20 protein-coding genes are annotated in these 26,937 nt (G+C 72.0%); 11 read left to right on the top strand and 9 right to left on the bottom strand.

All coding sequences use genetic code 11. The features are described from left to right. Positions 1-8: 8 nt before the first annotated feature. Entirely contained in the window at positions 9-3,197 is a 3,189-nt protein-coding gene (locus tag ABZ016_RS27890) for a family 78 glycoside hydrolase catalytic domain (protein ID WP_356919441.1), read from the bottom strand. Between the two features lie 282 nt (positions 3,198-3,479). On the opposite strand from ABZ016_RS27890, the gene ABZ016_RS27885 reads away from it, so the two are divergent. Beyond that, the gene (locus ABZ016_RS27885; protein WP_356919440.1) at positions 3,480-4,517 is read left to right on the top strand and encodes a LacI family DNA-binding transcriptional regulator; all 1,038 of its coding nucleotides are present in this window, start codon (positions 3,480-3,482) and stop codon (positions 4,515-4,517) included. A 195-nt stretch (positions 4,518-4,712) separates the two neighbouring features. Here the strand turns inward: ABZ016_RS27885 and ABZ016_RS27880 are convergent, their stop codons facing one another. Then, positions 4,713-5,384 (bottom strand): helix-turn-helix domain-containing protein, encoded by a 672-nt coding sequence (locus ABZ016_RS27880; protein WP_356919439.1) that lies wholly within the window; start codon positions 5,382-5,384, stop codon positions 4,713-4,715. Positions 5,385-5,509: 125 nt separating this feature from the next. Between ABZ016_RS27880 and ABZ016_RS27875 the strand changes: the two genes are divergently transcribed. Next, positions 5,510-6,721 (top strand): cytochrome P450, encoded by a 1,212-nt coding sequence (locus ABZ016_RS27875; RefSeq protein ID WP_356919438.1) that lies wholly within the window; start codon positions 5,510-5,512, stop codon positions 6,719-6,721. Positions 6,722-6,742: 21 nt separating this feature from the next. Here ABZ016_RS27875 and ABZ016_RS27870 read toward each other — a convergent pair whose 3' ends face one another. Beyond that, positions 6,743-8,458, bottom strand: a complete 1,716-nt coding sequence (locus ABZ016_RS27870) for an IlvD/Edd family dehydratase (protein WP_356919437.1) — start codon at positions 8,456-8,458, stop codon at positions 6,743-6,745. Between the two features lie 46 nt (positions 8,459-8,504). Here ABZ016_RS27870 and ABZ016_RS27865 point away from each other — a divergent pair, with 46 nt between their 5' ends. Next, on the top strand, positions 8,505-9,302 hold the full coding sequence (locus ABZ016_RS27865; protein WP_356919436.1) for an IclR family transcriptional regulator: 798 nt from the start codon (positions 8,505-8,507) through the stop codon (positions 9,300-9,302). 9 nt (positions 9,303-9,311) lie between these two features. Then, a complete protein-coding gene (locus ABZ016_RS27860) occupies positions 9,312-10,319 on the top strand; it encodes an alcohol dehydrogenase catalytic domain-containing protein (RefSeq protein WP_356919435.1) in 1,008 nt (335 codons plus the stop codon). Positions 10,320-10,335: 16 nt separating this feature from the next. Here ABZ016_RS27860 and ABZ016_RS27855 read toward each other — a convergent pair whose 3' ends face one another. Further along, positions 10,336-12,087, bottom strand: a complete 1,752-nt coding sequence (locus tag ABZ016_RS27855) for a SpoIIE family protein phosphatase (RefSeq protein WP_356919434.1) — start codon at positions 12,085-12,087, stop codon at positions 10,336-10,338. A gap of 238 nt (positions 12,088-12,325) precedes the next feature. Between ABZ016_RS27855 and ABZ016_RS27850 the strand changes: the two genes are divergently transcribed. Next, a complete protein-coding gene (locus tag ABZ016_RS27850) occupies positions 12,326-12,829 on the top strand; it encodes an ATP-binding protein (protein ID WP_356919433.1) in 504 nt (167 codons plus the stop codon). A gap of 33 nt (positions 12,830-12,862) precedes the next feature. Here the strand turns inward: ABZ016_RS27850 and ABZ016_RS27845 are convergent, their stop codons facing one another. Further along, entirely contained in the window at positions 12,863-14,371 is a 1,509-nt protein-coding gene (locus ABZ016_RS27845; RefSeq protein WP_356919432.1) for an MFS transporter, read from the bottom strand. A 216-nt stretch (positions 14,372-14,587) separates the two neighbouring features. Between ABZ016_RS27845 and proP the strand changes: the two genes are divergently transcribed. The 3 genes from proP to ABZ016_RS27830 all read left to right on the top strand — a co-directional run bounded on the left by proP (position 14,588) and on the right by ABZ016_RS27830 (position 19,369). Continuing rightward, entirely contained in the window at positions 14,588-16,084 is a 1,497-nt protein-coding gene (proP, locus tag ABZ016_RS27840) for a glycine betaine/L-proline transporter ProP (protein WP_356919431.1), read from the top strand. Positions 16,085-16,313: 229 nt separating this feature from the next. After that, positions 16,314-16,976 (top strand): hydrolase, encoded by a 663-nt coding sequence (locus ABZ016_RS27835; RefSeq protein ID WP_356919430.1) that lies wholly within the window; start codon positions 16,314-16,316, stop codon positions 16,974-16,976. Between the two features lie 56 nt (positions 16,977-17,032). Beyond that, the gene (locus ABZ016_RS27830) at positions 17,033-19,369 is read left to right on the top strand and encodes a helix-turn-helix domain-containing protein (protein ID WP_356919429.1); all 2,337 of its coding nucleotides are present in this window, start codon (positions 17,033-17,035) and stop codon (positions 19,367-19,369) included. A 22-nt stretch (positions 19,370-19,391) separates the two neighbouring features. On the opposite strand, the gene ABZ016_RS27825 is transcribed toward ABZ016_RS27830, so the two are convergent. From ABZ016_RS27825 to ABZ016_RS27815, 3 genes are all read right to left on the bottom strand, one after another. Beyond that, a complete protein-coding gene (locus ABZ016_RS27825) occupies positions 19,392-20,078 on the bottom strand; it encodes a DUF5701 family protein (protein WP_356919428.1) in 687 nt (228 codons plus the stop codon). 71 nt (positions 20,079-20,149) lie between these two features. Further along, complete coding sequence (locus ABZ016_RS27820) at positions 20,150-21,121, bottom strand: helix-turn-helix domain-containing protein (RefSeq protein ID WP_356919427.1); 972 nt, start codon at positions 21,119-21,121, stop codon at positions 20,150-20,152. Between the two features lie 110 nt (positions 21,122-21,231). Continuing rightward, positions 21,232-22,068 (bottom strand): alpha/beta hydrolase, encoded by an 837-nt coding sequence (locus tag ABZ016_RS27815; protein ID WP_356919426.1) that lies wholly within the window; start codon positions 22,066-22,068, stop codon positions 21,232-21,234. Between the two features lie 167 nt (positions 22,069-22,235). Between ABZ016_RS27815 and ABZ016_RS27810 the strand changes: the two genes are divergently transcribed. Next, positions 22,236-23,186: a phosphotransferase gene (locus ABZ016_RS27810; protein WP_356919425.1), complete on the top strand. Its 951-nt coding sequence runs from the start codon at positions 22,236-22,238 to the stop codon at positions 23,184-23,186. Between the two features lie 21 nt (positions 23,187-23,207). On the opposite strand, the gene ABZ016_RS27805 is transcribed toward ABZ016_RS27810, so the two are convergent. Further along, positions 23,208-23,660 (bottom strand): Lrp/AsnC family transcriptional regulator, encoded by a 453-nt coding sequence (locus ABZ016_RS27805; protein WP_356919424.1) that lies wholly within the window; start codon positions 23,658-23,660, stop codon positions 23,208-23,210. Between the two features lie 111 nt (positions 23,661-23,771). Here ABZ016_RS27805 and ABZ016_RS27800 point away from each other — a divergent pair, with 111 nt between their 5' ends. Both ABZ016_RS27800 and ABZ016_RS27795 read left to right on the top strand, forming a co-directional pair. Further along, positions 23,772-24,398: a LysE family translocator gene (locus tag ABZ016_RS27800; protein WP_356919423.1), complete on the top strand. Its 627-nt coding sequence runs from the start codon at positions 23,772-23,774 to the stop codon at positions 24,396-24,398. Between the two features lie 128 nt (positions 24,399-24,526). After that, positions 24,527-26,935: a SpoIIE family protein phosphatase gene (locus ABZ016_RS27795; RefSeq protein ID WP_356919422.1), complete on the top strand. Its 2,409-nt coding sequence runs from the start codon at positions 24,527-24,529 to the stop codon at positions 26,933-26,935. Positions 26,936-26,937 lie beyond the last annotated feature (2 nt).

The raw sequence follows: 26,937 nt of genomic DNA, 5'->3' as shown, positions 1-26,937 counted from the left end.
CCGCGACCTCATCGCAACGCGGCGGTCAGCCGGTACCGGCCGGACGGCAGGCGGTACGAGGAGACTCCCTCCGCGGATCCGAGGAAGCGCACTCCGGGCACCCTGGCCAGCGGGAGGCGTCCCTCGCGGACGGTGTCGGGAGAGGTGGCCGGAAGGCGCAGCGTCGCCGCGCTGTTGGCGGGCACCTCGGCCTCGTACCGCAGGGTCCGGCCCGACTCGACGACCTGCCAGGCGCTCACGATCTCCCCGTACGGCGACTCGTACCTGCCCGAGACCCGCGTGACCCGGCCCGTGGGATCGGGGTGGGGCTGGAGCAGGAAGTGTTTGAAGCCGGGGCTGTCCGGGTCGCGGGCGATACCGGCCATGTGCGTGTACATCCACTCCATGATCGCGCCGTAGGCGTAGTGGTTGAAGGAGTTCATGCTGACCGGGCCGAAGCCGGCGTCCTCGGAGTACGAGTTCCAGCGCTCCCAGACGGTGGTGGCGCCGTTCTTCACCGAGTACAGCCAGGACGGCAGGGCGTCCTGGTGCAGCAGCTCGTACGCCAGGTCCGCCCGGCCCTCGTCGGTGAGGACGGGCGCGAGGACGTTGACGCCCAGGAAGCCGACCGACAGCGTGTTCTCGGCGTACCGGACCCTGCTGCTGTCGGGGTGGGCCGCCTTGTAGGCCGGGTCGTTGCCGATGTTGTCCGCCAGGAGGCCGACGAGCGCGCGGCGTTGTGCCTCCGTCTCGTAGAACCCGAGTTTGAGGACCCACAGCAGCGCTGTCTGGCTGTTGTCCTCGGTCTTCTGGGAGGGGTCGGCGCCCGGTTCGATCGGGGAGGCGTCGCCCAGGCTGGACTTCACCGTGACCCGGCCGTTGCCGGTGTCGAGGTACTTGGTGACGAACGCCTGCCTGATGCGGGTGAAGAGGCGCTCGTACCGCTCGGCCTCGGCGGTCCGGCCGATCGCGTGCGCCATCCGCGCCATCAGCCGCGCTGAGTACCCGTAGTAGACGTCGCTCATGAGCTGGGCACTGGTCTTCTGCGGCGCCAGCCAGTCACCGGTGAGCGAGCCCTGCCCGGCGTAGGTGTCACCGGTCTGCTCACGGATCCAGTCCAGATAGCGGGTCATCGCCGGCCAGTTGGCGTGCAGGACGGTGGCGTCGCCGGTCATCTGCCACACGGTCCACGGGAGGACGACACCGCAGTCGGCCCAGCCGCTGCCGCCGTCGGGGAAGTTGTAGCGTCCGCCTGGAGCCACCCCGGTGAACTGGGCCTTGTCCGTGCCGTAGACGGTCTGGGAGTCGGCGACGGTGTCATGGAAGTGGCTGAGGAAGGCACCGGCGTCGGCGTTGTACAGGCCGGTGGTGGCGAAGACCTGGGTGTCGCCGGTCCAGCCGAGGCGTTCGTCGCGCTGGGGGCAGTCGGTCGGTACCCAGAGGTAGTTGCCGCGCTGGCCCCACCGGATGTTGCTCGCCAGCCGGTCGACGTCGGGGTCGTCGGTGGTGAGGGAGCCGGTCTCGCGGATCGCGGAGGTGGCGACCCTGCCGGTCAGGCCGGTGATCGTGACGGTGTCCGTGGCGGTGACGGACACATGGCGGAAGCCGTAGAAGGTCAGGGAGTCCTGATGGGTCTCGCCGTGCCGGTCACCCTTCAGGACGTACGTGCTGGTGGCCTTGGCGCTGCGGAGGTTGGCCCGGTAGACGGAGCCCTCGGGGCCGTCCGCGCCGGCGCTGTCGTCGTTCAGCATCTCGCCGAACCGGAACTCGACCCGGGCGCCGGCCGGGCCGCGCAGGCCGTAGCGGGCGACACCGACCATGTTCTGTCCGAGGTCGAAGATCGCCGTCTCGCCGCTGCCGATCGTGACGGAGGCGGAGGCGGCCTGCTCCGGGTCGGTCACCGTCCGGGCGGGATCGACGACGATGCGGCCCTTTCCGTTGGGGCTGCCGTCCTGGCCGCTCACCCCGGTGGCGACGGTGATCGACCGCGGCCGGCGGTCCCACTTCGGCATCAGACGGGCCGTCTCGGCCGGATAGGCGAGGAGTTGCACGTCCGGGTACCTGTCCTCGAAGGCGACGCGTTCCACGTCAGCCCAGGCGGAGTCGTCGAACCCGTGCGACGTCCAGCCGGGCAGTTCCATACGGGCGTCGTATGTCTGGCCGTCGTAGATGTCGTCCGCCCGATAGGGGCCGGTGTCGGTGGCCTTCCAGGAACCGTCCGGTTCGGTGACGACCGTCCGCGTCGTGCCGTCGGCGTACCTCAGCAGCAGTTTGGCCTTGACCGCGAGGGCGTTGCCGTCCTTCGACCAGTACGTGCTGCCCTCGGAGATCCGGCCGTTGTACCAGCCGTTGCCCAGGACGAAGGCGAGGGTGATCCGGTGCTGCCGCCGTACCAGGTCCGTGACGTCGTACGTCGTGTAGTTGACGCGCCTGTCGTAGTTGGTCCAGCCCGGGGGCAGCAGTTCGACCGTGGTGCCGCCGTCCTGCGGAACGGTGACATGCTGTCCGTTGACGTAGGCGTCGTGGACTCCGAGGGCCGAGACGTACAGCCGGGCCTCGCGCACCTGTCGTGGGCCGCCGCCCCTGAGGGGCGTCTCCGTCCGCAGCAGGGGCGCTCCGGCCGAACGGGGGGCTTTGCCCTTCATCCCGATCCACCGTGCCCCGTCCCAGCCACCCACCCCGTCGGTGCTCATGAGGCCGGTCTCGAAGGTGGCCGGGAAGGCGACTCCGACCAGACGGTCCTCGGTGTCCCAGACGGTGACGGACCAGTGGTAGCGGGTCGACGCGCTGAGCGGCTCGCCCGCGTAGCGGACGGCCACGGATTCGGCGGAGCGGACGCGCCCGCTGTTCCAGACGTCCGCGCGGGTGCCGGAGAGCTTGTCGGGCGAGCTCGCCACGAGGATCTGGTACGACCCCTGGCGCCGGCCGCGGGTCGCCGACCGCATGCGCCACCCGAAGCGCGGCCTGCTCGCGTCCATGCCGAGGGGGTCGGTGCGGTGTTCGACGGTCAGCCCCCACACCGCGCGAGTGTCCGGGCGGCGGGACGCCTCCGCCGCGGCGCTGCTCCCGCCGCCCGCGACAGTGGCCCCGAGCGACACGGCACCGGCCGTCGCCGCGAGCACAGTCCGGCGGCGCACCGCCGCGTGGTGCCCGCCGGGCGGTATCACTGCGCCGTCGTCCGGGGTGGCGCCGTCCGCACCGCTCTGTTCCTGAGTCACGCCTGTGTCCTTTCGCTCTGACAAGTACCGGCAGCGCATCGCTGCATTGAAACGATTCAAAAATGCTGCCGTCCGAGTCCCTGGCTCGGCATGGCACGGGAGACGCGCGCCGTCGTCCGTTTCGTGGGTGATGCGGTCGGGTGAGGCCGGAAGGTCGGGGACCGCTCATGGGTAACGTTTCCCAAAGACGGCGTGGCCAGACCTTAGAAAGCGCCCCGCATGGCGTCAAGAGTCCCGGCATACACTCGGCGGCGTCGATTCCCGAAAGAGGCAAGGGGCCGGATGGAGCCGCCAGCACCGCGTCGCAGAGTCACCATCGTCGACGTCGCGCGCCACGCCCAGGTGTCCACCACCGCCGTGTCCAAGGTGCTGCGCAACGCCTACGGGGCGAGCCCCGAGATGCGCGCCAAAGTGCGCCGCGCCATCGACGAACTCGGTTACCGTCCGCACGCGGGCGCCAGGGGCATGCGCGGGCAGACGTACACCATCGGTGTGATGCTGCCCGACATCCGCAACCCCTTCTTCCCCGAGATCCTCGACGGCATCACCGACTCGCTCCAGGGCACCGACTACCAGGTCCTCCTCGGTCCGGGCTGCAACGGCGAGAAGGCGGAGGCCCAGGTCACCGAGGCGATGATCGACCGCGGCATGGACGGCATCGTCCTGGTCGCCCCCGTCTCGTCACGCACCCGCCTCGAACAGGTCGCCTCCGCCGTGCCGACCGTCGTCATCGGGCGGCACGGATCGTCCACGCGGTACGACACCGTGGCCGACGACGACATCGAGGGCGCGTCCCTCGTCGTCGGCCACCTCGCCGGCCTCGGGCACCACCGCATCGCGCACATCGAGCACCACGAGACCGATCCCGCCCGCCTCGAGGAGATGCCCAACGCCCGGCGCGCCGACGGATACCGGCTGGCCATGCGGGCGCACGGCCTGGAAGACCGGATCGACGTCGTCTCCACCAGCTACACCCAGCAGGGCGGCCACGAAGGCGCGAAGCTGCTGCTGAGCCGACCGCACCGGCCCACTGCCGTCTTCGCCGGGGCCGACATCGTCGCCATGGGCGTACTGGAAGCGGTCGCCGAAGCCGGACTTGCCGTCCCGGACGACATCTCCGTGGCCGGTTACGACAACACCACGTTCGCCGCGTTCGGCCCGATCTCCCTGACCAGCGTCGACCAGGCGGGGCACGAGATGGGCCGGAACGCCGTGCGCCTCCTGCTGGAGCGGATCACCGACCGGCACCGGCCCGCGACGCGGGTCATGCTCTCCCCCACGCTCGTACCGCGCCGCACGACCGCCCCGCCACCGGCGTAGGTCACCGGGCCAGGGCAATGGCCGTGCTCAGGGGCATTCGATGGGAAACGTTCTGCATGGAACGAACCTTCCCGAGCTGACGCTTTACACCTCCGAGCCGGGCACCAGCCTCCACGAGGCCCGACTCCGGCTGCTCGCGAGCGGGACGGCCTCCCAGCCCCGGAACGCGGCCGTGCGGCCGGAGCGGCGTCCGGGTCAGGGGCCGGCCTCGCCGTCCGCGAGGCCCGCGGTCACCAGGCCGAGGGCGTGGGCGAGTTGTTCGCGGTGTCCTGCCAGCACCTCGGGGGTGATACCGCGACCGGCCGTCTCGCGGGCGAAGTCGTCGGCCGCGACCTTGAGTACGGCACTGATGGCGGCGGCCTGCACCCGGACGTCCAGCGTGTCGGCCGAGGTGCCCAGGCGGTCGGCGAGCACCTCGGCGAACGTCTCCTCCGCGCGCTCCCGGAGCACGAGGTAGGCGGCGCGCAGCGCGGGCTCGTCATGGGTCATCCGGACCACGGCCAGCACCGCGTCGACGTCCTCGGCGGACGAGGAGTCGAGGACCGGCTGGTAGGCCGCGCGCAGATGCTCGATCAGGCCCAGCTCGGCCGGCCAGGCGTGCAGCACCGCACGGAAGGCGTCGATCATCTTCGTGAGCAGCGGCTCGACACAGCTCTCCTTGCCGGGAAAGTAGCGCCACAGCGTACGTTCGGAGACCCCGGCCGCCCGCGCGATCTGCTCGCCGGAGGTGGCGGCCACACCCTGCTCGGCGAAGAGCCGGACCGCGTGCCGCGAGATGTCGAGGCGCTGTCTTCGGCGTTGCTCGTCACTCACCGGCGGCCGCCCCCGGCGGGGCACGGGTCCGCTGTCCACCACGGAGTCCTCCATCAGGCGATCCAACCATGCCGAAGCGGCCGCCCGACTGTCCGAAACTTTAATGACAGTTACTGCCAACAAACTGCTACGGTCGGGACGGCTCGAAGATCGCATGCGGAGATCCCAGGAGGAACGCCATGAGCGTTGCCACCGAGCGTCAGCAGCTGCCCTTCCCGAGGCCGAACGTGCTCGACCTCGCCCCCTTCTACGACGTGCTGCGCCGGGAGGCGCCCGTCACCCCGGTCACCACACCGGCCGGAGACCCCGCCTGGCTGGTCACCCGTTTCGAGGAGGTGCGCGACCTGCTCGGTGACAGGCGTTTCGGCCGCTCCCACCCCGAGCCGGAACGGGCGTCACGCCTGACCAGCGCCGCCGTACTGGACGGACCCACGGGCAACTACGAGACCGAGGAGGCCGACCACACGCGGATGCGCCGGCTGCTGACGCCGGCGTTCTCGGCCAAGCGGATGCGGATGCTCTCCGATCACGTCCAGCAGCTGGTCGACCGCTGTGTGGACGAGCTGGTCGCCGAGCACGCCGGCGCCCCGGACCGGGTCGTCGACCTGCAGTCCGGGCTGGCCTTCCCGCTGCCGGTCGCGGTCATCTGCCGGCTGCTCGGGGTCCCCGAGAGCGACCGCGAGCGTTTCGCCTCGCTGTCCGAGCGGATGTCCAACTACGCCATCGGCGACGCGGCCCACCAGGCGCGGGACGAGTTCAACGAGTACATGACCGCTCTGGCCGAGGCCAAGCGCGCCCAGCCGGGCGAGGACGTCATCTCCGACCTGGTGCAGGCACAGAGCACCGACGCGGACTACGACTACGACGACATGATCCAGCTCTGTGTCGGTCTGCTGTTCGCCGGACACGAGACCACGGTCAACCGCATCGGCCTGGGCACGCTCTTCCTGCTCACCCGCCTGGACCAGTGGGAGGCACTGACCGCCGACCCCGACGGCCGGGTCAACGCCACCGTCGAGGAGATCATGCGCCTGGGCGCGCCCGGCGACCTCGGCCTGCTGCGGTACGCCCACACCGACGTCGACATCGCCGGTGTCACCATCCGTCGCGGTGACGCCGTGGTCCTGTCGATCAACTCCGCCAACCGCGACGCCTCCGTCTACCGCGACGCCGAGACCTTCGATCCCGACCGCGCCGAACGCACGCACCTCGGTTTCGGCCACGGTGTGCACTTCTGCATCGGCGCGAGCCTGGCCCGCGTCGAACTGCGCATCGTCTTCGCCACCCTGGCCCGCCGTCTGCCCGGTCTGCGGCTCGCCAAGGGACTGGACGAACTGGAGGTGCGGACCACCCTCACCGGAGGCGTCACGGAGCTGCCCGTGACCTGGTGAAACACCCGAGGTGACCCGGTGTCAGTGCGACTCGCGGGTCACCTCGGAACCGCTGGAGCCGACGAGGAAGTCGAGGTCGGCACCGGTGTCGGCCTGCAGGACGTGGTCGACGTAGAGGCGTTCCCAGCCGCGGCGCGGGGTGGCGTAGCCGCCCACGGTGGCCTCGCCGGGGGCGCGGCGGGCGAGTTCACCGGCGGGTACGTCGACATCGATGCGGCGGGCGTCGACGTCGAGGGTGATGAAGTCCCCGGTCCGTACGAGCGCGAGGGGGCCGCCCGCCGCGGCCTCCGGGGCCACGTGCAGGACGACCGTGCCGTACGCGGTGCCGCTCATGCGGCCGTCGCAGACGCGGACCATGTCGCGGACGCCCCGGGCGAGGAGTTTTCTCGGCAGGGGCATGTTCGCCACCTCGGGCATGCCCGGGTAGCCCTTGGGGCCGCAGCCGCGCAGGACGAGGACGGAGTCGGCGTCGACGTCGAGCCCGGGGTCGTCGATGCGGGCGTGGAAGTCCTCGACGGAGTCGAAGACGACGGCCCGGCCCCGGTGCCGCAGCAGGTGCGGGGAGGCGGCGGCCGGTTTGATCAGCGCGCCGTCGGGGGCGAGGTTGCCGCGCAGGACGGCGATGCCGCCCTCGGCGACCAGTGGTTCGGCGCGGGTGCGGATGACCTCGCCGTCCCAGATCTCCGCGTCGTCGAGGAAGTCGGTCAGCGGCCGGCCCGTGACGGTCAGCGCCTCGGGGTCGAGCAGGTCGCGCATCTCGCGCAGGACGGCGAGCAGTCCGCCGGCGCGGTGGAAGTCCTCCATGAGGAAGCGGCCGGCCGGCTGGAGGTCCACGAGGACGGGCACCCGCGAGCCGATGCGGTCGAAGTCGTCCAGCGTCAGGTCGATGCCCAGCCGGCCCGCGACGGCCAGAAGATGGATCACGGCGTTGGTCGAGCCGCCGATCGCGGCCAGCGCGACGATCGCGTTCCGGAAGGACCCCTCGGTGAGGAACGTCCCCGGTCGCCGGTCGGCGCCCACCATCTCCACCGCCAGCCGGCCGGTGTGGTGCGCGGCCTCCAGCAGGCGGCTGTCGGGGGCGGGGGTTCCGGCGGTCCCGGGGACGACCGTGCCGAGGGCCTCGGCCACCAGCGCCATCGTCGAGGCGGTGCCCATGGTGTTGCAGTGGCCGCGACTGCGGATCATCGCCGACTCGGAGCGGGTGAACTGTTCTTGGGAGAGCGTGCCCGCGCGGACCTCTTCGGACAGTTTCCACACGCCGGTGCCGCAGCCCAGCAGGCCGCCGCGGAACGTGCCGTTGAGCATCGGGCCGCCGGGGACCACGACCGCGGGGAGGTCCACCGAGGCCGCGGCCATGAGCAGTGACGGGATCGTCTTGTCGCAGCCGCCGAGCAGCACCACACCGTCGATCGGGTTGGCCCGCAGCATCTCCTCCGTGGCCATGGCGGCCATGTTCCGCCACAGCATGGCCGTCGGCCGCACCTGCGTCTCGCCGAGGGACACCACGGGCAGGTCCAGCGGGATGCCGCCCGCCTCGTACACACCGTTGCGGACCGAGGCCGCGACCTCGTTGAGGTGCGCGTTGCACGGGGTCAGGTCCGAGGCGGTGTTGGCGATGGCGATCTGCGGCCTGCCGGTGAACGCGTCGCCCGGCACTCCGCGTCGCATCCACGCGCGGTGTATGTAGGCGTTGCGGTCCTGTCCCTCGTACCACTGTGCGCTGCGGAGCCTCTCCATGGAGCCCTTCCGGGAGACGGTACAGGGGTCTACATTCTGGAACGCCATGAAGCAGCATAAGGAGAGCTCAGGAGGTTCGACAGCCCCCGGCCGGCTGGTCGGCTCGGGCCGGGTGCTCGCGGTCCTCAGGGAACTCGCGCGCCATCCGGGCGGGGTGGGCCTGGACGAGCTGGCCCGGGTGATCGGCAGTCCCAAGCCGACCGTGCACCGGGCGCTCGGCGCCCTGCGGCGGGCCGGCCTCGCCGACCAGGACGAGAGAAGCCGCTATGTGCTCGGCGACGAGTTCCTGCGGATGGCCTTCGCCCACCACGAGGCACGCCCCGACCACGTCCGGGTCCGTCCGGTGCTGGAGGCGCTGGCCCACCGGTTCGGTGAGACGGCGCACTACGCGGTGCTCGACGGCCGCGAGGTCGTGTACCGCGCCAAGGTCGACCCGCCCGCCGGTGCCGTCCGACTGACCTCGACGATCGGCGGGCGCAATCCCGCCCACACCACCGCCGTCGGCAAGCTGCTGCTCGCACGGCGGCTGACGTCGCCCAAGGACCTGGAACGCTGGATCGGTGAGTGCCCGCCGGCCCGCAGGACACCCCGGTCGCTGTGCACGACCGCCGGGCTGTTCCGGGAACTGGCGGCCACCCGCGAACGGGACTACGCCGTCGACGACCAGGAGAACGAGGACGGGGTCACCTGCCTTGCCGTGCCCGTCTACCTCACCTCCCCGACCACGCCGTCCGGAGCCGCGAGCGTCAGCGCGCTCGCCTATCGCACACCCCTGTCCTCCCTCGTCGCCGCGCTCGACGAGATCCGCGAACTGCTCGGCCCGCTCGGCGAGCCCCACTCCTGAGGCGATGTGATGCGCGCGTTCATCCTGACCGCCCCCGGCGCGTACGAGGTCCAGGACGTCCCGGCACCGGTGGCCGGACCCGGCGAAGTCGTCGTCGACGTCGAGCGGGTCGGCGTGTGCGGCACCGACGTGGAGTTCTTCACCGGCGCCATGGCCTATCTCCACCAGGGACACGCCGCCTATCCGATGCGGCCCGGCCACGAGTGGGCGGGGCGGGTCGCGGCGGTCGGTGACGGCGTGGACCCCGGCTGGCTCGGCCGTCGCGTCATGGGTGACACCATGCTCGGCTGCGGCGGCTGTCACCGCTGCCTGCGCGGTCGGCAGCACGTGTGCGAGAAGCGCCAGGAGGTCGGCGTCCGAGGGGACCGGCCCGGTGCGCTGGCGGAGCAACTCGCCGTGCCCGCCTTCTCGTTGCACGCCCTGCCCGACTCCGTCGACCCGGTCCTCGGCGCACTGGTCGAGCCGGGCGGCAACGCCCTGCGCGCCGCCCGGGCCGCCGCGCCCGCTCCCGGGGACCGGGCCCTGGTCCTGGGCCCGGGGACGATCGGGCTGCTGGTCGCGATGTTCCTGCGCGCGTCCGGAGCGGAGGTGCACCTGATGGGCACCACCGAGAGTTCCCTCGCCTTCGCCCGCTCCCTGGGCTTCGCGCACGTGTGGACGGAGGACACCGTGCCGGACGTGCCCTTCGACGCGGTCGTCGACGCCTCGAACGCCGCCCGGCTCCCCGGCGTGGCCCTGGAGTCGGTCGAACCCGGGGGCCGTCTCGTGTACATCGGGCTGGCCGGCGAGTCCAGCGGCATCGACACCCGCACGCTCGTCCTGAAGGACGTGACCGCGACGGGTGTGCTGTCCGCCTCCCCCGGCCTCGACGCCACGATCCGGGCGTACGCCGACGGTTCGGTCGACCCCAGGCCGCTCGTCGCGGCCACCGTGGGACTCGACGAGGTCGGCCCCGTCCTCGCCGGCGGGCGACCGGCCGGCGCGGGTCCCGGCCCCAAGATCCATGTCGAACCCTGAGGGGCGCCGTCCCCGGTCACCGACGGGCGGTGACCGCCTTGGCGGTGGGGGTGCGCAGGGCCAGCAGGGCGACATCGTCGTCGTTGGCGGCGGGGCGGACCCGGCGCAGCAGGTGGTCGGTGAAGGAGGCGAGGGGGCGGTGAGCGAGGGCGGCCGCGTGCCGGCTCAGCCGGTTCAGGCCCTCGTCGAGGGTGTGACCGGGCTCTTCGATGAGGCCGTCGGTGTACAGCACGAGGGTGGACCCGGGCGGAAGCAGGGTCACGGCGTCCGGGCGCGGGGCGCCGGCTCCGGCGCCGAGGACGATGCCGTGACCGTCGGTGAGATAGCTGGCCAGGCCGTCGCGGCTGATCAGCAGGGGCGGGGGGTGGCCCGCGTTGGTCCAGGACAGCTGCCACTGGCCGTCGGCCGCCGGTTCGATCCGGGCGAACACCATCGTGGCCATGGCGACGTCCGTGATGTGCTGGAGCGCTTCGTCCAGCCGTGTGACGATCCGGCTGGGTGGCTCGTGCTGGGACCATGCGTAGGCGCGGAGCATGTTGCGCACCTGCGCCATGCCGGCCGCCGCCTCCAGATCGTGTCCCACGACGTCTCCGACGGCCAGGGCGGTGGACCCGTCGGGCAGGGGGAAGGCGTCGTACCAGTCGCCGCCGACCTGTGAGGCGTCGGGCGCTGGCAGGTAGCGGACGGTCATCTGCAGGTCCGGGACCCCGGGCATCTGGGGCAGCAGATGGTTCTGCATGGTCTCGGCGACCTTGCGCTGACGCTGGTACAGGCGGGCGTTGTCCAGGGCGAGGCCGGCCCGGCGGGCGATGTCCTCGACCAGGGGGAGGTCGGCGGGGGTGAAGGCGACCGGGTCGTCGGCGCGGCCCAGGGTCAGGGCGCCCAGGACCGCGCGAGTGCTGCGGATGGGCGCGATGGCCGCGGAGTGCATCCCCGTCATGTCGAACAGCCGGCGTTGCTCGACCGCGATGCCGGAGTCAGGTGTCCGCTGGTAGGTGCTGGGCCCGGCCACCGTGGAGGCCACGCCGCGCAGGGCTCTCGACAGGGGCATCGGCGATTCCTCCGGGACGGGCGGCATGGGGCCCTGGAGGTCGTCCCGGTGCACGAGTGCGCCGTCGTCGGCGTGGACGACGGCGGTACGCCACACCTCGTCCCGCTCCGTGATCAGGTCGATGACCACCCAGTCCGCCAGCCGGGGCACCACCAGATTGACCAGGCGTTCCAGTGCCTCGTCCACGTCGAGCGTGGAGGTCAGCTGCGCGGTGGCCTCGGCCAGCAGGGCGAGCCGCTCGAGTTCGGGCAACGGCCCGGCCGCCGGCTCCGGCCGGGGTCCGGTCGCCTGCGCGGGGTCGGCGACATGGAAGAGCACGAGGGTGGCGGCGCCGTCGTCCTCGATCTCGTAGGGGGTGATCAGCCAGGAGATGGGAAGCAGCGAACCGTCTCCGCGAGCGAAGTGGTCCTCCGCGGCCTGGGCGGTCCGCCCGGCGTGGAAGGCCTGCCGCATCCTGCACCGGGTCCTCGGCAGCGGCTGCCCGTGGGAGTCCCGGTGCAGCAGGTCGTGCGCGTCATGGCCGAGCATGTCGTCGGTGGTCAGGGCCAGCACGTCCCGGGCGCGGGCGTTGACGGCGAGGATGCGTCCCTCCTCGTCCACCACGTAGGCCCCGGTTCCGATGGCGTCCAGCCTGCCGTTCAGCGAGGCATCGGGTACGGCATCGGGTACAGCCGAGGATGGCGGCACGGCGGTCTCCGTACGTTCCGGCCCTGCCATGTCGTCGCCTCCTCGCTTGTCGACCTCCCCGGCCGGCTGTCTTCGCGTCCCGCGGGACGCACTCCGGCATGAATTCCCGTGTGCCCTCTGAGGCCGAAACCAGCCCCGTGTGGCTGCTGCCACTCCGAGCGGTTTTCGCGGGCGTCCGGTGACTGCCCGGGTATGCGTGGTACGCACCCGGGTAAACGCACGTCGAAAGCTGCCCCGGAAGGGGCGAACACAACGAAAGAGCCTCCGCATGGTCACTCCGCTTGGGAAGCAGGCGGCAGATCGGCAGGGCCCGGACGAGCACGCCATGCTGCGCTTCGGCGCGGCCTGGGACGACGGCGCGGCAAGCGCCTTCGACGCCCGCCTCGCCCTGCACGCCTTCCTCGCCCACGGTCCGCACACCGCCCCCGCGATGATTCCGGCATCTCTGGCCGTGGACGCAGAACTCGTCGTCAGCGAACTGGTCACCAATGCCATCCGGCACGCACCCGGCCCGTGTGAGCTGATCCTGCGGTTGTTCCGAGGAAAGCTGGCCATCACCGTGTGGGACTCCTCGGCGGTGCGGCCCACGGTGCGGAAGGAGGACCGGTGCCGCGTCGGTGGCCATGGGCTGCGTCTGGTGCACACCGTCAGCGACCGGGTCGCGGTGGCGCCTCACGCCAAGGGTAAGAGGATCACCGCCTATCTGGGTCTGGCCCCGGGCAAGGGTGCGAGCGGCGCCGTCATGGGGAGGACGGCTCTGGCGGCAGGCTGATCTCCCTTCCCGCTCCGCGCGTGCGACGGGGGATCAGTGCTGGCGGGCGTGTATGGGGCTGTTGGCGACATCGTCCGGGCATGTCGCGTGTCCCTGGCGCCTGCGTCTGTCCCGCCTCCAGTCGGACGTCGCGAGCGCCAGGGACGCCGCCATGCCGATGAGCCCGGCGCCGAGTGCGGTGACGAGGGCGCCGCGGTAGCCGCCACCGCCGAGCACGAGGTAGAAGAGGCCGGGCAGGGCGGCGGTGCCCACCGCGGCGCCGAGCCGCTGCCCGGTCTGCAGGGCGCCGCCCGCCGCGCCCGCCATCCGTACCGGTACGTCGCGCAGCGTCATGGTGATGTTGGGGGAGATCACGCAGCCGCTGCCGACGCCGCCGAGGAACATCGCGGGGGCGGCGACCCAGGGCGCGATGTCGAGGGGTGCGAGGCGCAGCAGCAGCGCGGTGCCGCCCAGACCGACGATCACGGCCAGGAGGCCGCCCACGGTGAGTACGCGGCCGAGCCGGTCCACCAGCCGGCCGGCGACCGCGGCCGCGCAGGCCGAGCCGAGGGCGAAGGGCGTCACGGCCAGGCCGGACCGGAGCGGGGAGAAGCCCAGGCCGTCCTGGTAGAACAGCGCGAAGACCAGCCAGACGCCGCTGAAGCCGACGAAGTAGAGCGTGCCGACGCCGGCCCCGACGGCGTAGCCGCGCACCGTCGTGAACAGACGCGGGTCGAGCAGCGGCTGGCTGTCCCGGATGACCAGGCGGCGCTGCCACCAGGCGAAGACGGCGAGGACGGCGGCGCCGGCGGGGAACAGCCACCACAGCCGGCCGATGCCGCCCGCGCCCGCCTGGACCAGCGGGTACATGAGCGCCAGGACACCGAGGCCGAGGAGCAGGACGCCCGGCAGGTCCACGTGCTGCCGCCCCGCCGGCCGGGTGCGGGGCAGCAGGCGGCGGCCGAGGAGGACGGCGAGGATGCCGATGGGGACGTTGACGTAGAAGACCCACCGCCAGCCCTCGGCGCCCGAGGCCAGGGCGAGGATGACGCCGCCGGCGAGGGGTCCTACGGCGGAGGAGATGCCGACGGTGGCTCCGAAGAAGCCGAAGGCGCGACCGCGCTCCGCGCCCCGGAACATCTGCTGGATGAGCGCGGAGTTCTGCGGGGCCATGAAGCCGGCCGCCAGTCCCTGGGCGAGGCGGGCCACCACCAGCATCGTGATGCCGGTGGCCGCCCCGCAGGCCGCGCTGAAGACCACGAAGCCGCTGAGGGCCAGCAGGAAGATGCGGCGCCGGTCCAGCGCGTCCCCGAGGCGGCCGGCGGTGACGAGCGCGAGGGCGAAGGCGAGGGCGTATCCGGAGACCACCCACTGCACCTGAGCGGGTGAGGCGTGCAGACCCCGCTGGACCGAGGGCAGGGCCACCACCACGATGGAGACGTCCAGCAGGCTCATGAAGCCGGCCACGAGGGTGACCCACAGGGCATGCCACCGGCGCGGATCCGGCTCGTAACCGGCTTCCTGCGCGCCCTGGTCCCGGTCGCCCGCCGCTGACGCTGCCACATGGGCTCCTCTCACCAGGTGCGCACCACGGCCAACCAAGTTCCCCGGCGGGACACGGGACACACCATGGCCGGCACCCGGCAGTCTCTCTCACCCATAGCGCCCGTTCGTCACTCCGCGTGATCATCCGGGCGCTGCGCGAAGGGGTTCGTTTGAGCGCGCGAGATCTGTGCAGGCGTTGTGCTTGGGAGAGATGACCGGCGAAAGGAACGACTGATGGCGGCGCCCGACAACGAAGAGTCGGTGGATCCCGCAGCCGTGAGACGACACCGGAAACTGTTCCGGGCGATCGAGAAGCGACGGCACCCGAAGCTGCGCCGCAGCGACATCACCGTGACCGACGAGGCGGCGGTCAAACGCGCCACGAAGGCCGCCGCCCTCGGCAACGCGATGGAGTGGTACGACTTCGGCATCTACAGCTATCTGGCGTCGACCATCGGGAAGGTCTTCTTCCCCTCGGGGAACGACACCGCCCAACTGCTCAGCTCGTTCGCGACGTTCGCGGTGGCCTTCCTGGTGCGTCCCCTCGGTGGGATGGTGTTCGGACCGCTCGGCGACAAGGTCGGCCGCAAGCGCATCCTCTCCCTCACCATGATCATGATGGCGGTGGGGACCTTCGCCATCGGCCTCGTCCCCTCGCACGCCGTCATCGGTCTGTGGGCCCCGGCTCTGCTGATCTTCTTCCGGCTGGTGCAGGGCTTCTCGACCGGCGGGGAGTACGGCGGCGCGTCGACGTTCATCGCGGAGTACGCACCCGACAAGCGGCGCGGTTACTTCGGCAGCTTCCTGGAGCTGGGCACGCTCGCCGGCTACGTCGGGGCCTCCGGCCTCGTCGTCGTCCTCAACAGCCTCCTCAGCGCGGACCAGATGCTCCAGTGGGGCTGGCGCATCCCGTTCCTGGTCGCGGCCCCGCTCGGCCTCATCGGGCTGTACCTGCGGCTCAAGCTGGACGAGACGCCGGCCTTCCAGAAGCTCGAGGGCGGCCAGGTCAAGGCGAGCGAGGCGGCCGAGGCGGTGGAGACCTCGGCCACCGGTGACCTCGGCAGGATCTTCACCCGCTACTGGCGGCCGCTGCTGCTGTGCCTCGCGCTCGTCGCGGCGTACAACATCACCGACTACATGCTGCTCTCGTACATGCCGACGTACCTGTCCGACGAGCTGGGATACGGCACCAATCACGGACTGCTGATCCTGCTCCTCGTGATGGTGCTCCAGATGTGCGTCATCAACCAGGTCGGGCGGCTCTCGGACCGGTTCGGGCGCAGGCCGCTGCTGATGACGGGGATGCTCGGGTTCCTCTTCCTGTCCCTGCCGTCCTTCCTGCTCATCCGGCAGGGCAGCGTCGTGCTCATCACCCTGGGCCTGTTGATGCTCGGGCTGTCGCTGGTGACGATGCTCGGCACGATGTCGGCGGCGCTCCCGGCGATCTTCCCGACCCACGTGCGGTACGGGTCGCTCTCGGTGGCCTACAACCTGGCCACCTCGGTGTTCGGCGGCACGACGCCCCTGGTGATCACCGCCCTGATCAGCGCGTTCGACACGACCCTCATGCCCGCCTACTACGCCACGGGCGCGGCGGTCATCGGCGTCATCGCCGTGCTGTGCATGCGGGAGACCGCGAACAAGCCCCTGGCGGGCTCTCCGCCGTCGGTCGAGACGGAGGCGGAGGCAACGGAACTCGTGGAGGCGCAGGCTCCTCGCCCGAAGTTCTGACCCCGCCCGGACAGTGACAACCTGTCGGCCGTCGCCGCGGAAGCGGAGGCGGCCGACCGGCTTGTCCGACGGACGGCGCCTGCCGTGCCGTTGACCCTCGGCGCACCGCTGCTGTCCCCACCGCGCACGGCGGGCACCGACGCCCGCCGGTGCCCGCGCCGGCTGCCTAGCGTGAGGGGCGAACCGGACGAACGCCGGTCTCAGCCCAGCCGAGGAGAGGCTCACCCGCATGGTCGACATCGCCGAGGTCACCGCCGCCCCCAGCCCGGACCTGCTCACCCCGGACAACTGCGCGGTGCTGTTCGTGGACCACCAGCCGCAGATGTTCTTCGGCACGGGCAGCGGCGACCGCACCGCCATCATCAACTCCACCGTGGGTCTGGCCAGAGCCGCCCGGGCCTTCGACGTGCCGGTGGTGCTGAGCACCGTGGCCGCCGAGTCGTTCTCCGGTCCGCTACTGCCGCAGCTGGCCGAGGTGTTCCCGGAACAGAAGATCGTCGACCGGACCTCGATGAACGCCTGGGAGGACATGGAATTCGTCGAGGCGGTCAAGGCCACCGGCCGGGAGAAGCTCGTCATCGCGGGTCTGTGGACCGAGGTCTGCGTCGTCCTGCCCGCGCTCTCCGCGCTGGCCCAGGGCTACGAGGTGTACGTCGTCACCGACGCGTCCGGCGGTGTCAGCCCGCAGGCCCACGAGCACGCGGTCCAGCGCATGCTCCAGGCCGGGGCGGTCCCGGTCACCTGGGTGCAGGTGCTGCTGGAACTCCAGCGCGACTGGGCACGCTCCGACACCTACGAAGCGGTGACCGAGGTGGTGACCCGGCACGGGGGCGCCTACGGTCTCGGCATCGTCTACGCCCACGCGGTCATCGGCGGACACGCGGCGGGCTGACCTCCCCCAGGGCGACGAGAAGGAGGGCGTCCGGCTGACCGACGTATGATCGCGCGGTGGGCAGTGGTGGGGGGCTCGCGGGGCCGTTCGGGCGGTTGCTGCGGGAGTTGCGGCAGGACCGGCGGCTGACGATCGAGGAGCTGGCCGAGGCGTCGGGGGTCTCGGGGCGGGCCATCGGGGACATGGAGCGGGGCCGGAGCCGGCGTCCGCACCGCGGGACGGTCACCGCGCTCGCCCAGGGCCTGGAACTGGACGAGCCCACGCACGCACGGCTGCTGGGCGCGGCCCGCGCCGCCCGGCCCGGGCCGCAGCCCGCGGAGTCCGTCAGGGTCTCGCCCCACACGCTGCCGAGGGGCGTGCGGGACTTCGTCGGCCGCCAGGGGGAACTGGCGGAGCTGCGCGCCCTCGCCCGGGAGGCGGCCGAAGGAGAGGAGCGGCGAGGCGCCCCCGCTCCCCCGGCCGCCGTCGTGTGCGGCCCGCCCGGAAGCGGCAAGACCACACTGGCGGTTCGGCTGGCCGAGGGGCTGGCGTCCTTGTGCCCCGACGGGAGGTTCCTGGTGGACATGCGGGGCCTGGACGAACATCCGCTCCCCGTCGACCAGGTGCTGCCGGGGCTGCTCGGCTCCTGGGGCGTGCCGGACGCCGAGCTGGCCGGACTCGGCGCCGAGGAGCGTCTCGCCCGCTACCACGCGCTCTCCGCCCGGCTCCGCGCGGTCCTGGTGCTGGACAACGCCGGCGGCGAGGACCAGATCAGGCCGCTGCTCCCGCGCGAGGGGCGCCTGCTCGTGGTGGTGACGAGCCGCCGTACCCTCGCCGGTCTCGAGGGGGTACGGCGCGTCGAACTCGGGGCGCTGACCCGGCAGGAGTCCGCCGCGCTGTTGCGGGCCGTCGTGGGCCCGGGACGGGTGGACGCCGAGCCCGCGGCCGCGAACGTCGTGACCGAACTGTGCGGCCATCTCCCCCTGGCCCTGCGGGTGGCCGCGAACTGGGCTGCCACCCGCACAAGTTGGAGCATCGGCCGGCTCGCCGACCGGCTGGCCGACGAGGACCGCAGATTGGACGCGCTGAGCGCGGGCGACCTGCGGGTCAATTCCGCCTTCGCACTGTCCTACTCGCGTCTCGCGCCCGAAGCCGCCCGGATGTTCCGGCTGCTGTCGCTCGTACCGGGCAGCGACTTCGGTGTCGCGCCGGCCGCCGTGCTCGCGGGGGTCTCCCTGCCCGACGCCGAGGACCTCCTGGAGGAACTGCTGGAGGCGGGACTGCTGATGACGTCCCGTCAGGACCGCTATCGGCTGCACGATCTGCTGCGGCTGTACGCGGGAGCCCGCCACCGTGCGGAGGACGGTACGCAGAGGTCGCTCGCCGCGCGGTCCCGGCTGCGGCACTGGCTGCTGGACACGGCCGTCCTCGCGGGCCGCTGGTACGAGCCGGACTACGGCATGCCGCCGGCGGATCCCGGCCGGCTGGTCGCCCTCGACGACCGGGAGCAGGCGGCGCGCTGGATCAGGACCGAGGGCGACGCCTGGCTGGCCGCGTTCCGCGAGGCGGCGGCGTACGGCGAGCACGCCAGGGTCGCCGACGTCGCGGAGGCCATGCACTGGTTCTCCGACCACTGGGTGTCCTGGGGCCACTGGGTCGAGGTCTACGAGCGGGCCGCCGCTGCCGGAGCCGCGCTCGGGGACGCCGGGCTGGAGGCGACCCACCGCAACTACCTCGCCTGGGCGTACTGGGCCTGCGCCCGCCGGCACGACGAGGCGATGGACGCGGCCCGGTGCGCGCTGCGTCTGGCCGAGGCGGCCCAGAACCTCCTCCAGCAGGCCTGGGCACACGCCTATCTCGGCTGGCTGCGGGACGCCGTGGACGACCTGCCACCCGCCACCGGCCACTACCGGCGCGCCATGGAGCTGTTCACGGAGGCGGACGATGTCAACGGGTATCTCCAGGTCTCCTGCGGGGTGATCAGGCTGATGCGTGCGACGGGCCGCCCTCACGAGGCCGTCGAGACCTACCGGGGCATCATGGAGACGCTCGCGGACCCCCGGCACCGCGACCGGATCCCGCCCAACGTACGGGACTTCACCGCTCTGTCCGCCGTCTACTCGGTGTCGTTCGTCCATCTCGACCGGCGGGACTGGCAGGAGGCGGCCGACGCGCTGCGCGGCATCCGCGGGCAGTTCGACGCACGCGGCTGGCAGAAGCAGGCGAGCAAGGTCCACCTCCACCTGGCCCACGCCCTGACCCGTCTCGGGGAGCGGGCCGAGGCCGCCGCCGAGTACCGCGCGGCGCTCTGGATGGAGGGCCTCGTCCCCGCGGAGGTCAGGGAGGACGCCCGCGCCGGCCTCGCCGCTCTGGCCGAGGGCCGGCCGGCGCCACCGCCCCGGTTCACGCTGTGACGCGGGGGCGCCGTACGGCGGTTCATTCGACGGCGCCCGCCCGGCGGCCCGTGCCGGAGGCGAAGCCCAGCCAGGTGTGCCGGTTGTTCCACCAGCACCAGCCGACCTTCGGGGCGTTGCGGCGCTCGCGGCCGTCGCGCCCGGTGCCGTTGCTGATCCAGACGGCCGGGGTGCGGGCGTCCAGGTTGCCGTTCGGCTTGCGCAGCCGGGAGCCGATGGTCATGAAGCAGCGGTTGCGCTCCAGCGCCTCCGGCTGCTGGAGGACCCAGTGGATGCCTTCGGTGAGCAGCAGCGGGGTGCGGTCCTCCTTCGTGAGGGCGGGCAGTGCCTCGTCCGGGCTCCAGTTGGACATGTGGTCGCCCCGGTCGACGCCGGTGACGATGTAGAGGGGGGCGTCGGGGAGTTCGACGGCTTCGGGCGTGAACGAGTCGACGTCCTGCATGTCGGCGACGACGAAGCCCGGTTTGCCGTCGCGGCGCAGCAGTGGCGCGAGGGCGGAGGCGGGGGCTCGGTCCGGATGCACGGCCAGCAGTGCACCGTCGCCGTCGGCCTCGGCGGCGAAGCCCCGGATTTCGTCCGCGGACAGCCCGGCCGTCTCGTGCACGCCCAGCTCGATCAGCCGCTCGGCCTGCGCGCTCAGGTCCGGGAGTTCAGGGAGTTCCGGGGTGTCCGGGAGGACGGTGGACGAGTCGGGCGTGGTGTCGGGCACGATGCTCCTCGGGTCGGCGACGTGGCGAACTCCTGTGCAACGAGTCCGTTCGCGGAGGCGTTCCCTCCGTCTCACCGGTGCCTTTGCCCCACGCCGGACAGGCCGTGCGCCTGCCATTCGCGGGGCGTCACACCGTAGGCCGAGCGGAAGGCACGGCTGAAGTGGCTGGGGCTCACGAAGCCCCAGCGGCGGGCGACCGTCGCGACGCCCTGCCCGAGGGCCGCGGACCGCAGCAGGTCCTGGCGGCAGCGCTCCAGCCGTTGGGTGCGGATCCACTCCCCCACCGTCGCCCCCTCCAGCTGGAACAGTTTGTGGAGGTAGCGGACCGACATGAAGTGCGCGGCGGCGATCCCGGGCGGTGACAGCTCGGGGTCGGAGAGGTGCCGCAGGATGTGGTCCTTCACGCGGACCAGGGTGGCGGCGGCCGTCTCCGGGGCGTGGGGCGCGAAGCGGCCGCGTCGCTCGTTGATCAGCAGTGCCAGCAGGTCGAGCGCGGTGGCGGCGAACTGCCTGCCGACGACGGCGTCGAAGCTCCCCGCCTCCCGGGCCAGGCGCGCGAAGTAGGTCGCCACCAGTGCGGCGCCGCCGTCCCGGCCGGAGAACGCGGTGGCGGTCAGGGCGCGCAGATCGTCGTCCCGGACACGGAGGTCGGCACGGGGGAAGTGGAACGAGGTGAAGGAGAAACGGCTCTGGACCTCCTTTTTGAACAGCCGGGAGGAGTCGGAGAGGGAGAAGTCCCCGGGTCCGATCAGTGCCTGTCTGCCGTCCTGTTCCTTGAGTGCGCTGCCCCGCTGCTGGAGGGTCAGGATGAGGAACTGCTTCCCGTCCCGGACCAGCCGCCTGCTGCGCGTCACCACCTGCGGGCCCGCCTGGACGTGCGCCACCCGTAAGGAACCCAGCTGGTCGCTGACGATTCTGCCGGGCGACGGACGGTCCTCGTGGAGTTGCACGTCGAGCGGTACGAAGGTGCCGGACACCGCGTGGTGCCAGCGTTCACCCCGTTCGGCCGCCGGCAGTGACGCGGTGGAAAGGACGACGGACACCGGATTCTCCCCCTGGACCTCGTTCAGGGCCGGCGGTTCTGGTCAGTTGCCGGCCCTGTCGATGTCACCACCCCGGACCTGCGGGGTCCAGGAAGAATCGGAGGAAGAATTCACTTCGCCAGGAAGGCGAGCAGCGCGGAGTTGACCTCCTCGGCGTGGGTCCAGAGCAGTCCGTGCGGGGCGCCCTCGATCTCGACGTAGTCAGCGGCGGGCAGAGCCTTGTGGAACGGTCGCGCGGTGCCCTCCACGGGCAGGATGCGGTCGCCGGTGCCGTGCAGGATCAGGGCCGGCACGTCGATCGCCGGGATGTCGGCCCGGAAGTCGGTGTACCAGGTCGACGGGGCGGCGGCCGCCGCATGGAAGCCGCCGCCCGCGGCGACGTTCCAGCTGTTGCGGACGGCCTCCTCGCTGATGCGGCTGCCGAGGTTCTCGTCGAGGTTGTAGAAGTCCTGGTAGAAGGCGGTGTAGTACGCGTAGCGGTCCGCCTTGACGGCCGCGACGACGCCGTCGAAGAACTCCTTCGGGGCGACGCCTTCCGGGTTGTCGCCGGACTTGAGCAGGCAGGGTTCCAGCGAGGCGAGGAAGGCGACCTTGGCGACCCGGGCGGAGCCGTAGCGGGAGACGTACCGGGCGACCTCGCCGGTGCCCATCGAGAACCCGACGAGCACGGCGCCTTGCAGGTCGAGGGTCTCCATCACGGTGTTCAGGTCGGCCGCGAAGGTGTCGTAGTCGTAGCCGGTCGTCGGCTGGGAGGACTGGCCGAAACCGCGCCGGTCGTACGTGATCACGCGGTAGCCGGCGTCGAGGAGCACGGCGGTCTGCCGCTCCCAGGAGTGTCCGTCGAGCGGGAAGCCGTGGATGAGGACGACCGGCTGCCCGGATCCGTGGTCCTCGTAGTAGAGGTCGACGGCGGTGGAGTTCTCCTGACCCACGGTGATGTACGGCATGCGCTGTTTCCTCGTTTCAGGATGACTGGCGGAGGGGACGCGGACACGCTAGGACGGCCGCTGGGCGGGGGCTTGCCCCGCAGCGCACCGCTCCTTGACCGCAGGCGAACTTCCGGTGATCGCCAATTCCGTCGCACCCCACGGTCGGGCGTGACACCATCGTCGGCATGTCAGAGTTCATGACGCCTGATCAGATAACCGCCCGCACGTCCCGGGCATTAGCCGCGGCCGTCGCCGCGGGCCGTGATCTGGGGCTCACGGTGACCGACGCCACGGTGCTGTACGACGTGTTCTCCGTCGTGGTGCACCTGGCTCCCTCACCCGTGGTGGTACGGGTGCCCACCGTCCTCCCGCCGTACGCCGACGCCGGCTTCCAGGCGGCGCGGCAACGGCAGGAGCTCGACGTGGTGGGGTGGCTGGCGGAGCAGGGGCACCCGGTGATCCCGCCGAGTCCGCTGGTGCCGCGGAAGCCCGTGCGACGCGACGGGTTCTCCATGACCTTCTGGCAGTTCGTCGAGCTGGACCAGAGCGTCGAACCGGACTACGTGCACAACGCCGGCCTGGTCGCCGACCTGCATGCCGCACTGCGCGCCTACCCGGGTGAGCTGCCGTTCCTGTCGACGGCGGAACCGCGGTTCGTCTCCGAGGGGCTCACCGCGCTCGAAGGGCGCCCGGACCTCCTCGACCCGGCCGACCTCGACCGCGCGCGGCGCGAGTGGGAGGTCCTGGAACCAGTCGTCAGCTCGCGCCGGGGGTTCGAAGAGGCCTTCCCCGGGATCGAGTTCCAGCCGGTCCACGGGGACTCCCCCGCGGCCAACATCGTCTCCGCCAGGGGCGGCGAGCTGTACTCCGACTTCGAGCTGGCCACCCTCGGCCCGGTCGAGTGGGACCTCGCGGCCCTCGGGCCCGACTGCGAGGCCGCGTACAACTCGGCCGCCGAGCGCCGGGGTCTGCGACGGCTGGACGACGGCGTGCTGCGCGTCGTCAACGCCGTCGGCATGTCCCGGGCCGTGGCGTGCCTCGCCCTCGCGCCGCAACTGCCCATGCTCGTGGACGCGTTGAAGCCCGCCGTCGAGCAGTGGCGGACGATGCCCTTCGCGGGCGGCCTGCAGGGCTGAGCCGGAGGCGGCCGGGCCTGCTCACTCGGGCAGGGGCCGGTCGTCGACGACGTGCTTCATGACGAGGGTGGAGTTCAGGCGCTGGACGCCGGGCAGTCGGGCGAGCCGCTGGTCGTAGAGCTGCTGGAAGGCGGCCAGGTCGGTGGTGGCGACGCGCAGCAGGTAGTCGGGGTCGCCGAAGAGTCGCTGGGCCTGGAGCACGTGCGGGACGGCGGCCACGCCCTCCTCGAACGCGGAGACCGTGTCGGCGTCCTCCCAGCGCAGGGTGACGAAGACGAGCGCTTCGAAGGTGAGGCCCACGGCGGCCGGGTCCACGACCGCCCGGTACCCGCGGATCGCGCCCTCGCGTTCGAGGTCGCGCAGTCGGCGATGGCAGGGCGAGACGCTCAGTTTCACGCGGGCGGCCAGCTCGGTGACCGTGAGACGGCCGTCCAGCTGCAGCTCGGTAAGAATTTTCCGGTCCAGGGCATCCATGGAGAAGATTCTGCCCCAGGTGGCGCGATCAAGGGGGAAACAAAGGAACACTTTCGGGCAGAATCGACCTAACCTTCCTCGTGCACTACGGCACGTGAGAAGGACCGAACCATGGACATGACGACGCTGGCGGCATTCCTGGCAGTGGATCTGCTGTTGGTGTTCACCCCCGGCGCGGACTGGGCGTACGCGATCGCGGCGGGGCTCAGGGGGCGGTCGGTCGTCCCGGCTGTCGCCGGGCTGATAGCCGGCTACGTGGGCTACACCCTGCTCGCGGTCGCGGGCCTGGTGGTGATCGTGGCGAGCTCGGCGACCCTGCTCACCACCCTGACCGTGGCCGGGGCCGGCTATCTGGTGTGGCTCGGCTGGGGCGTGCTGCGGGAACCGGCCGCCCTGACGGCCTCCGGGGAAGAGCCCGGTTCCGACGGTTCCTCCCGTCTGCGGGTCATGCTCAAGGGAGCCGGCATCAGCGGACTCAACCCGAAGGCGCTGCTCCTCTACTTCTCGTTGTTCCCACAGTTCATCGACCCCTCGGGCGGCTGGCCGGTCGCCACGCAGACCGGCCTGCTCGGCGCGCTGCACATGACCGCCTGCGCCCTCGTCTACCTCACCGTCGGCGTGCTGGCCCGTACCGTCCTGAGCACCAGGCCCTCGGCGGCCCGGGCGGTCACCCGCGTCTCCGGTGTGCTGATGATCGTCATCGGCGGGTTCCTGCTGGTGGAACGCCTGGCCGTCTGAGTCGTGGACCGGCCCTCGGCAGGCGGTGACCTGAGGGCGTGGTGAAGGGAAGCCCGCGAGGGGTACCCGACGCCTCTCCCTGACATGATGGCCGGGGAAGCCGTAAGGGCGTCACATCCGGAGGCACCGTGGAGGGACGTGTACCGGAGGACCTGGCTGTCGTCGTTGACGCCGGTGGAGCGATCACGGTGTGGAGCGACGGCGCTCGCCGCCTGCTCGGATACGAACCCGCCGAGATCGTCGGCACGGCCGTCACCGGACTGCTCGCCGCGGCCCTCCCGGAGTCCACGCGGCGGCATGTGGCCGACGGGCGGCGATGGGCCGGTGAAGTGGCGCTCCGGCACCGGGACGGCAACCGAGTGGTGGTCCGGCTGCAGGGCACGCCGTTGCTCGACGCGGCCGGCGGGCGGCTCTGGCTCGTGACCGGCACCGTTCCGGCGCCCGCGGCCGGGCGGCCCGCTGAGCGGACCGTGCCCCTGTGGGACCTCACGCTCTCCCAGCTCCCGGTACCGGTGGCGGTCTACGACCGGGAGGCCAGGCTGGTCGCCGCCAACGAGATCATGACCGAGGTGATGGGCCGGTCCGAGGAGGAGATGACGGGCCTGACCCTGTGGGAGATCGAGCCCAACCCGCCCTTCGACGAGTACGACCGCCTCCAGCGGCAGGCCCTGCGCACCGGCGAGATGATCTTCCACGAGGAACACGGCAAGGCCCCGGGCGAGACCCGGCCGCACGCCTGGTCGATGTTCATGTCTCCGCTGAGGGACGAGACCGGCGCGGTACAGGGCCTGTCCGCGACCGTCTTCGACACCACGGAGCAGTACTGGGCCCGCCGCCGGCTGGCGGTGCTCAACGACGCCGCCCTGCGCATCGGGAGCACGCTGGACGTGGCCCGGACGGCCGAGGAGCTGGCCGAGGTGGCCGTGACCGGGTTCGCCGACTTCGTGACCGTGGACCTGCTGGAGTCCGTCGCCCTGGGCGACGAGCCGCGAGCCGTACCGATGGACGCGCCGGTCACCGTGCGCCGCACCGCGCAACGGTCGGTGCTTCCGGGCTGCCCGGAGTCGGTGGTCGCCCCGGGCGACACCACCGTCTACCCCGTGGGCACGCTGCCCGCCCGGACCCTGGCCGCCGGGCGGGGCACCCGGCACCGGCCGGGCGACCCGGGCCTGCGGGAGTGGATCAGGTCCTCACCGGCCCGCGCCGAGACCGTGGCCCGGCACATGATCCACTCGGTGATGCTGGTGCCGCTGCGCGCCCGAGGGGTCACTTTGGGCCTGGTGCACTTCCTGCGGCACCGGACGCCCGAGTCCTTCAGCGAGGACGACCAGCTGCTCGCGGAGGAGATCGCAGCCAGGGCGGCGGTGAGCCTGGACAACGCCCGGCGCTACACCCGCGAACGCCGGACGGCGCTGGCGCTCCAGCGCAGCCTCCTCCCCGACCGGCCGCCGGACCTCGCGGCGATGGAGGTCGCCTACCGCTACCTGCCGACCGGTTCGGGAGCGGACATCGGAGGCGACTGGTTCGACGTGATTCCACTGTCCGGCGCCCGGGTCGCGCTGGTCGTGGGTGACGTGGTGGGCCACGGCATCCACGCCTCGGCCACGATGGGCCGTCTGCGGACCGCCGTACGGACACTGGCGGATGTCGACCTCGCCCCCGACGAGCTGCTCACCCAGCTGGACGATCTCGTCATCCGGCTCGACCGGGAAGAGGGCCCGGAGGTGCGCGGGCGGGCGGCGGAGCCGTCGGGGCAGGTCGGCGCCACCTGCCTGTACGCCGTGTACGACCCGGTGACCCGGCGCTGCACCATGGCCCGCGCCGGGCATCCGCCGCCCGCCCTGGTCACGGCCGACGGAGACGTCCGGTTCCTGGACCTGCCGGCCGGGCCGCCGCTGGGCCTGGGCGGCCTGCCGTTCGAAGCCGTCGAGGTGGAGCTGGCGGAGGACAGTCTGCTCGCTCTCTACACCGACGGGCTGATCGAAGCCGCCGACCACGACATCGAGGTCGGCATCGGTCTGCTGCGCCAGGCGCTGGGCAGCCCGGCCGGCACGCTGGAGGACACCTGTGACCAGGTGCTGCACACGGTGCTGACCGGCCGCCCCGCCGACGACGTCGTGCTGATGCTGGCCCGGACCGCCGCGCTCGACGCCGGGCGGGTGCGCACCTGGCAGCTGCCGCCGGATCCGGCGGCCGTGGCCCGGGCCCGCAAGACGGCGGGTGAGCAGCTGGCCGTCTGGGGCCTGACGGAGGCGGCGTTCACCACGGAACTGATCGTCAGCGAGCTGGTCACCAACGCGCTGCGGTACGGCGGCGCCCCCATCGAACTGCGGCTGATCCGCGACACGACCCTCATCTGCGAGGTGTCGGACGGTAGCAACACCGCGCCGCACCTGCGCCGGGCCCGCGTCTTCGACGAGGGCGGACGCGGTCTGCTCCTCGTCGCCCAGCTGTCCGAACGGTGGGGCAGCCGCCAGACACCCACGGGCAAGACCATCTGGGCCGAGCAGCCACTGCCCGACGAGACGTCTCCCTGAGC

The organism is Streptomyces sp. NPDC006372, assembly GCF_040612515.1.
In the GTDB taxonomy this organism is placed as follows: Bacteria; Actinomycetota; Actinomycetes; order Streptomycetales; family Streptomycetaceae; genus Streptomyces.
Note: the sequence above shows the minus strand (reverse complement) of the source record. Positions and strands in the feature narration are given on the sequence as shown.

Coding starts and splice junctions, on each gene's coding strand:
- ABZ016_RS27885 (WP_356919440.1), top strand. CDS start 3,480: ATGGAGCCGCCAGCACCGCGTCGCAGAGTCACCATCGTCGACGTCGCG.
- ABZ016_RS27865 (WP_356919436.1), top strand. CDS start 8,505: ATGAAGCAGCATAAGGAGAGCTCAGGAGGTTCGACAGCCCCCGGCCGG.
- ABZ016_RS27850 (WP_356919433.1), top strand. CDS start 12,326: ATGGTCACTCCGCTTGGGAAGCAGGCGGCAGATCGGCAGGGCCCGGAC.
- ABZ016_RS27870 (WP_356919437.1), bottom strand. CDS start 8,458: ATGGAGAGGCTCCGCAGCGCACAGTGGTACGAGGGACAGGACCGCAAC.
- ABZ016_RS27815 (WP_356919426.1), bottom strand. CDS start 22,068: ATGCCGTACATCACCGTGGGTCAGGAGAACTCCACCGCCGTCGACCTC.
- ABZ016_RS27875 (WP_356919438.1), top strand. CDS start 5,510: ATGAGCGTTGCCACCGAGCGTCAGCAGCTGCCCTTCCCGAGGCCGAAC.
- ABZ016_RS27855 (WP_356919434.1), bottom strand. CDS start 12,087: ATGGCAGGGCCGGAACGTACGGAGACCGCCGTGCCGCCATCCTCGGCT.
- ABZ016_RS27810 (WP_356919425.1), top strand. CDS start 22,236: ATGTCAGAGTTCATGACGCCTGATCAGATAACCGCCCGCACGTCCCGG.
- ABZ016_RS27860 (WP_356919435.1), top strand. CDS start 9,312: ATGCGCGCGTTCATCCTGACCGCCCCCGGCGCGTACGAGGTCCAGGAC.
- ABZ016_RS27800 (WP_356919423.1), top strand. CDS start 23,772: ATGGACATGACGACGCTGGCGGCATTCCTGGCAGTGGATCTGCTGTTG.
- ABZ016_RS27880 (WP_356919439.1), bottom strand. CDS start 5,384: ATGGAGGACTCCGTGGTGGACAGCGGACCCGTGCCCCGCCGGGGGCGG.
- ABZ016_RS27805 (WP_356919424.1), bottom strand. CDS start 23,660: ATGGATGCCCTGGACCGGAAAATTCTTACCGAGCTGCAGCTGGACGGC.
- ABZ016_RS27835 (WP_356919430.1), top strand. CDS start 16,314: ATGGTCGACATCGCCGAGGTCACCGCCGCCCCCAGCCCGGACCTGCTC.
- proP (WP_356919431.1), top strand. CDS start 14,588: ATGGCGGCGCCCGACAACGAAGAGTCGGTGGATCCCGCAGCCGTGAGA.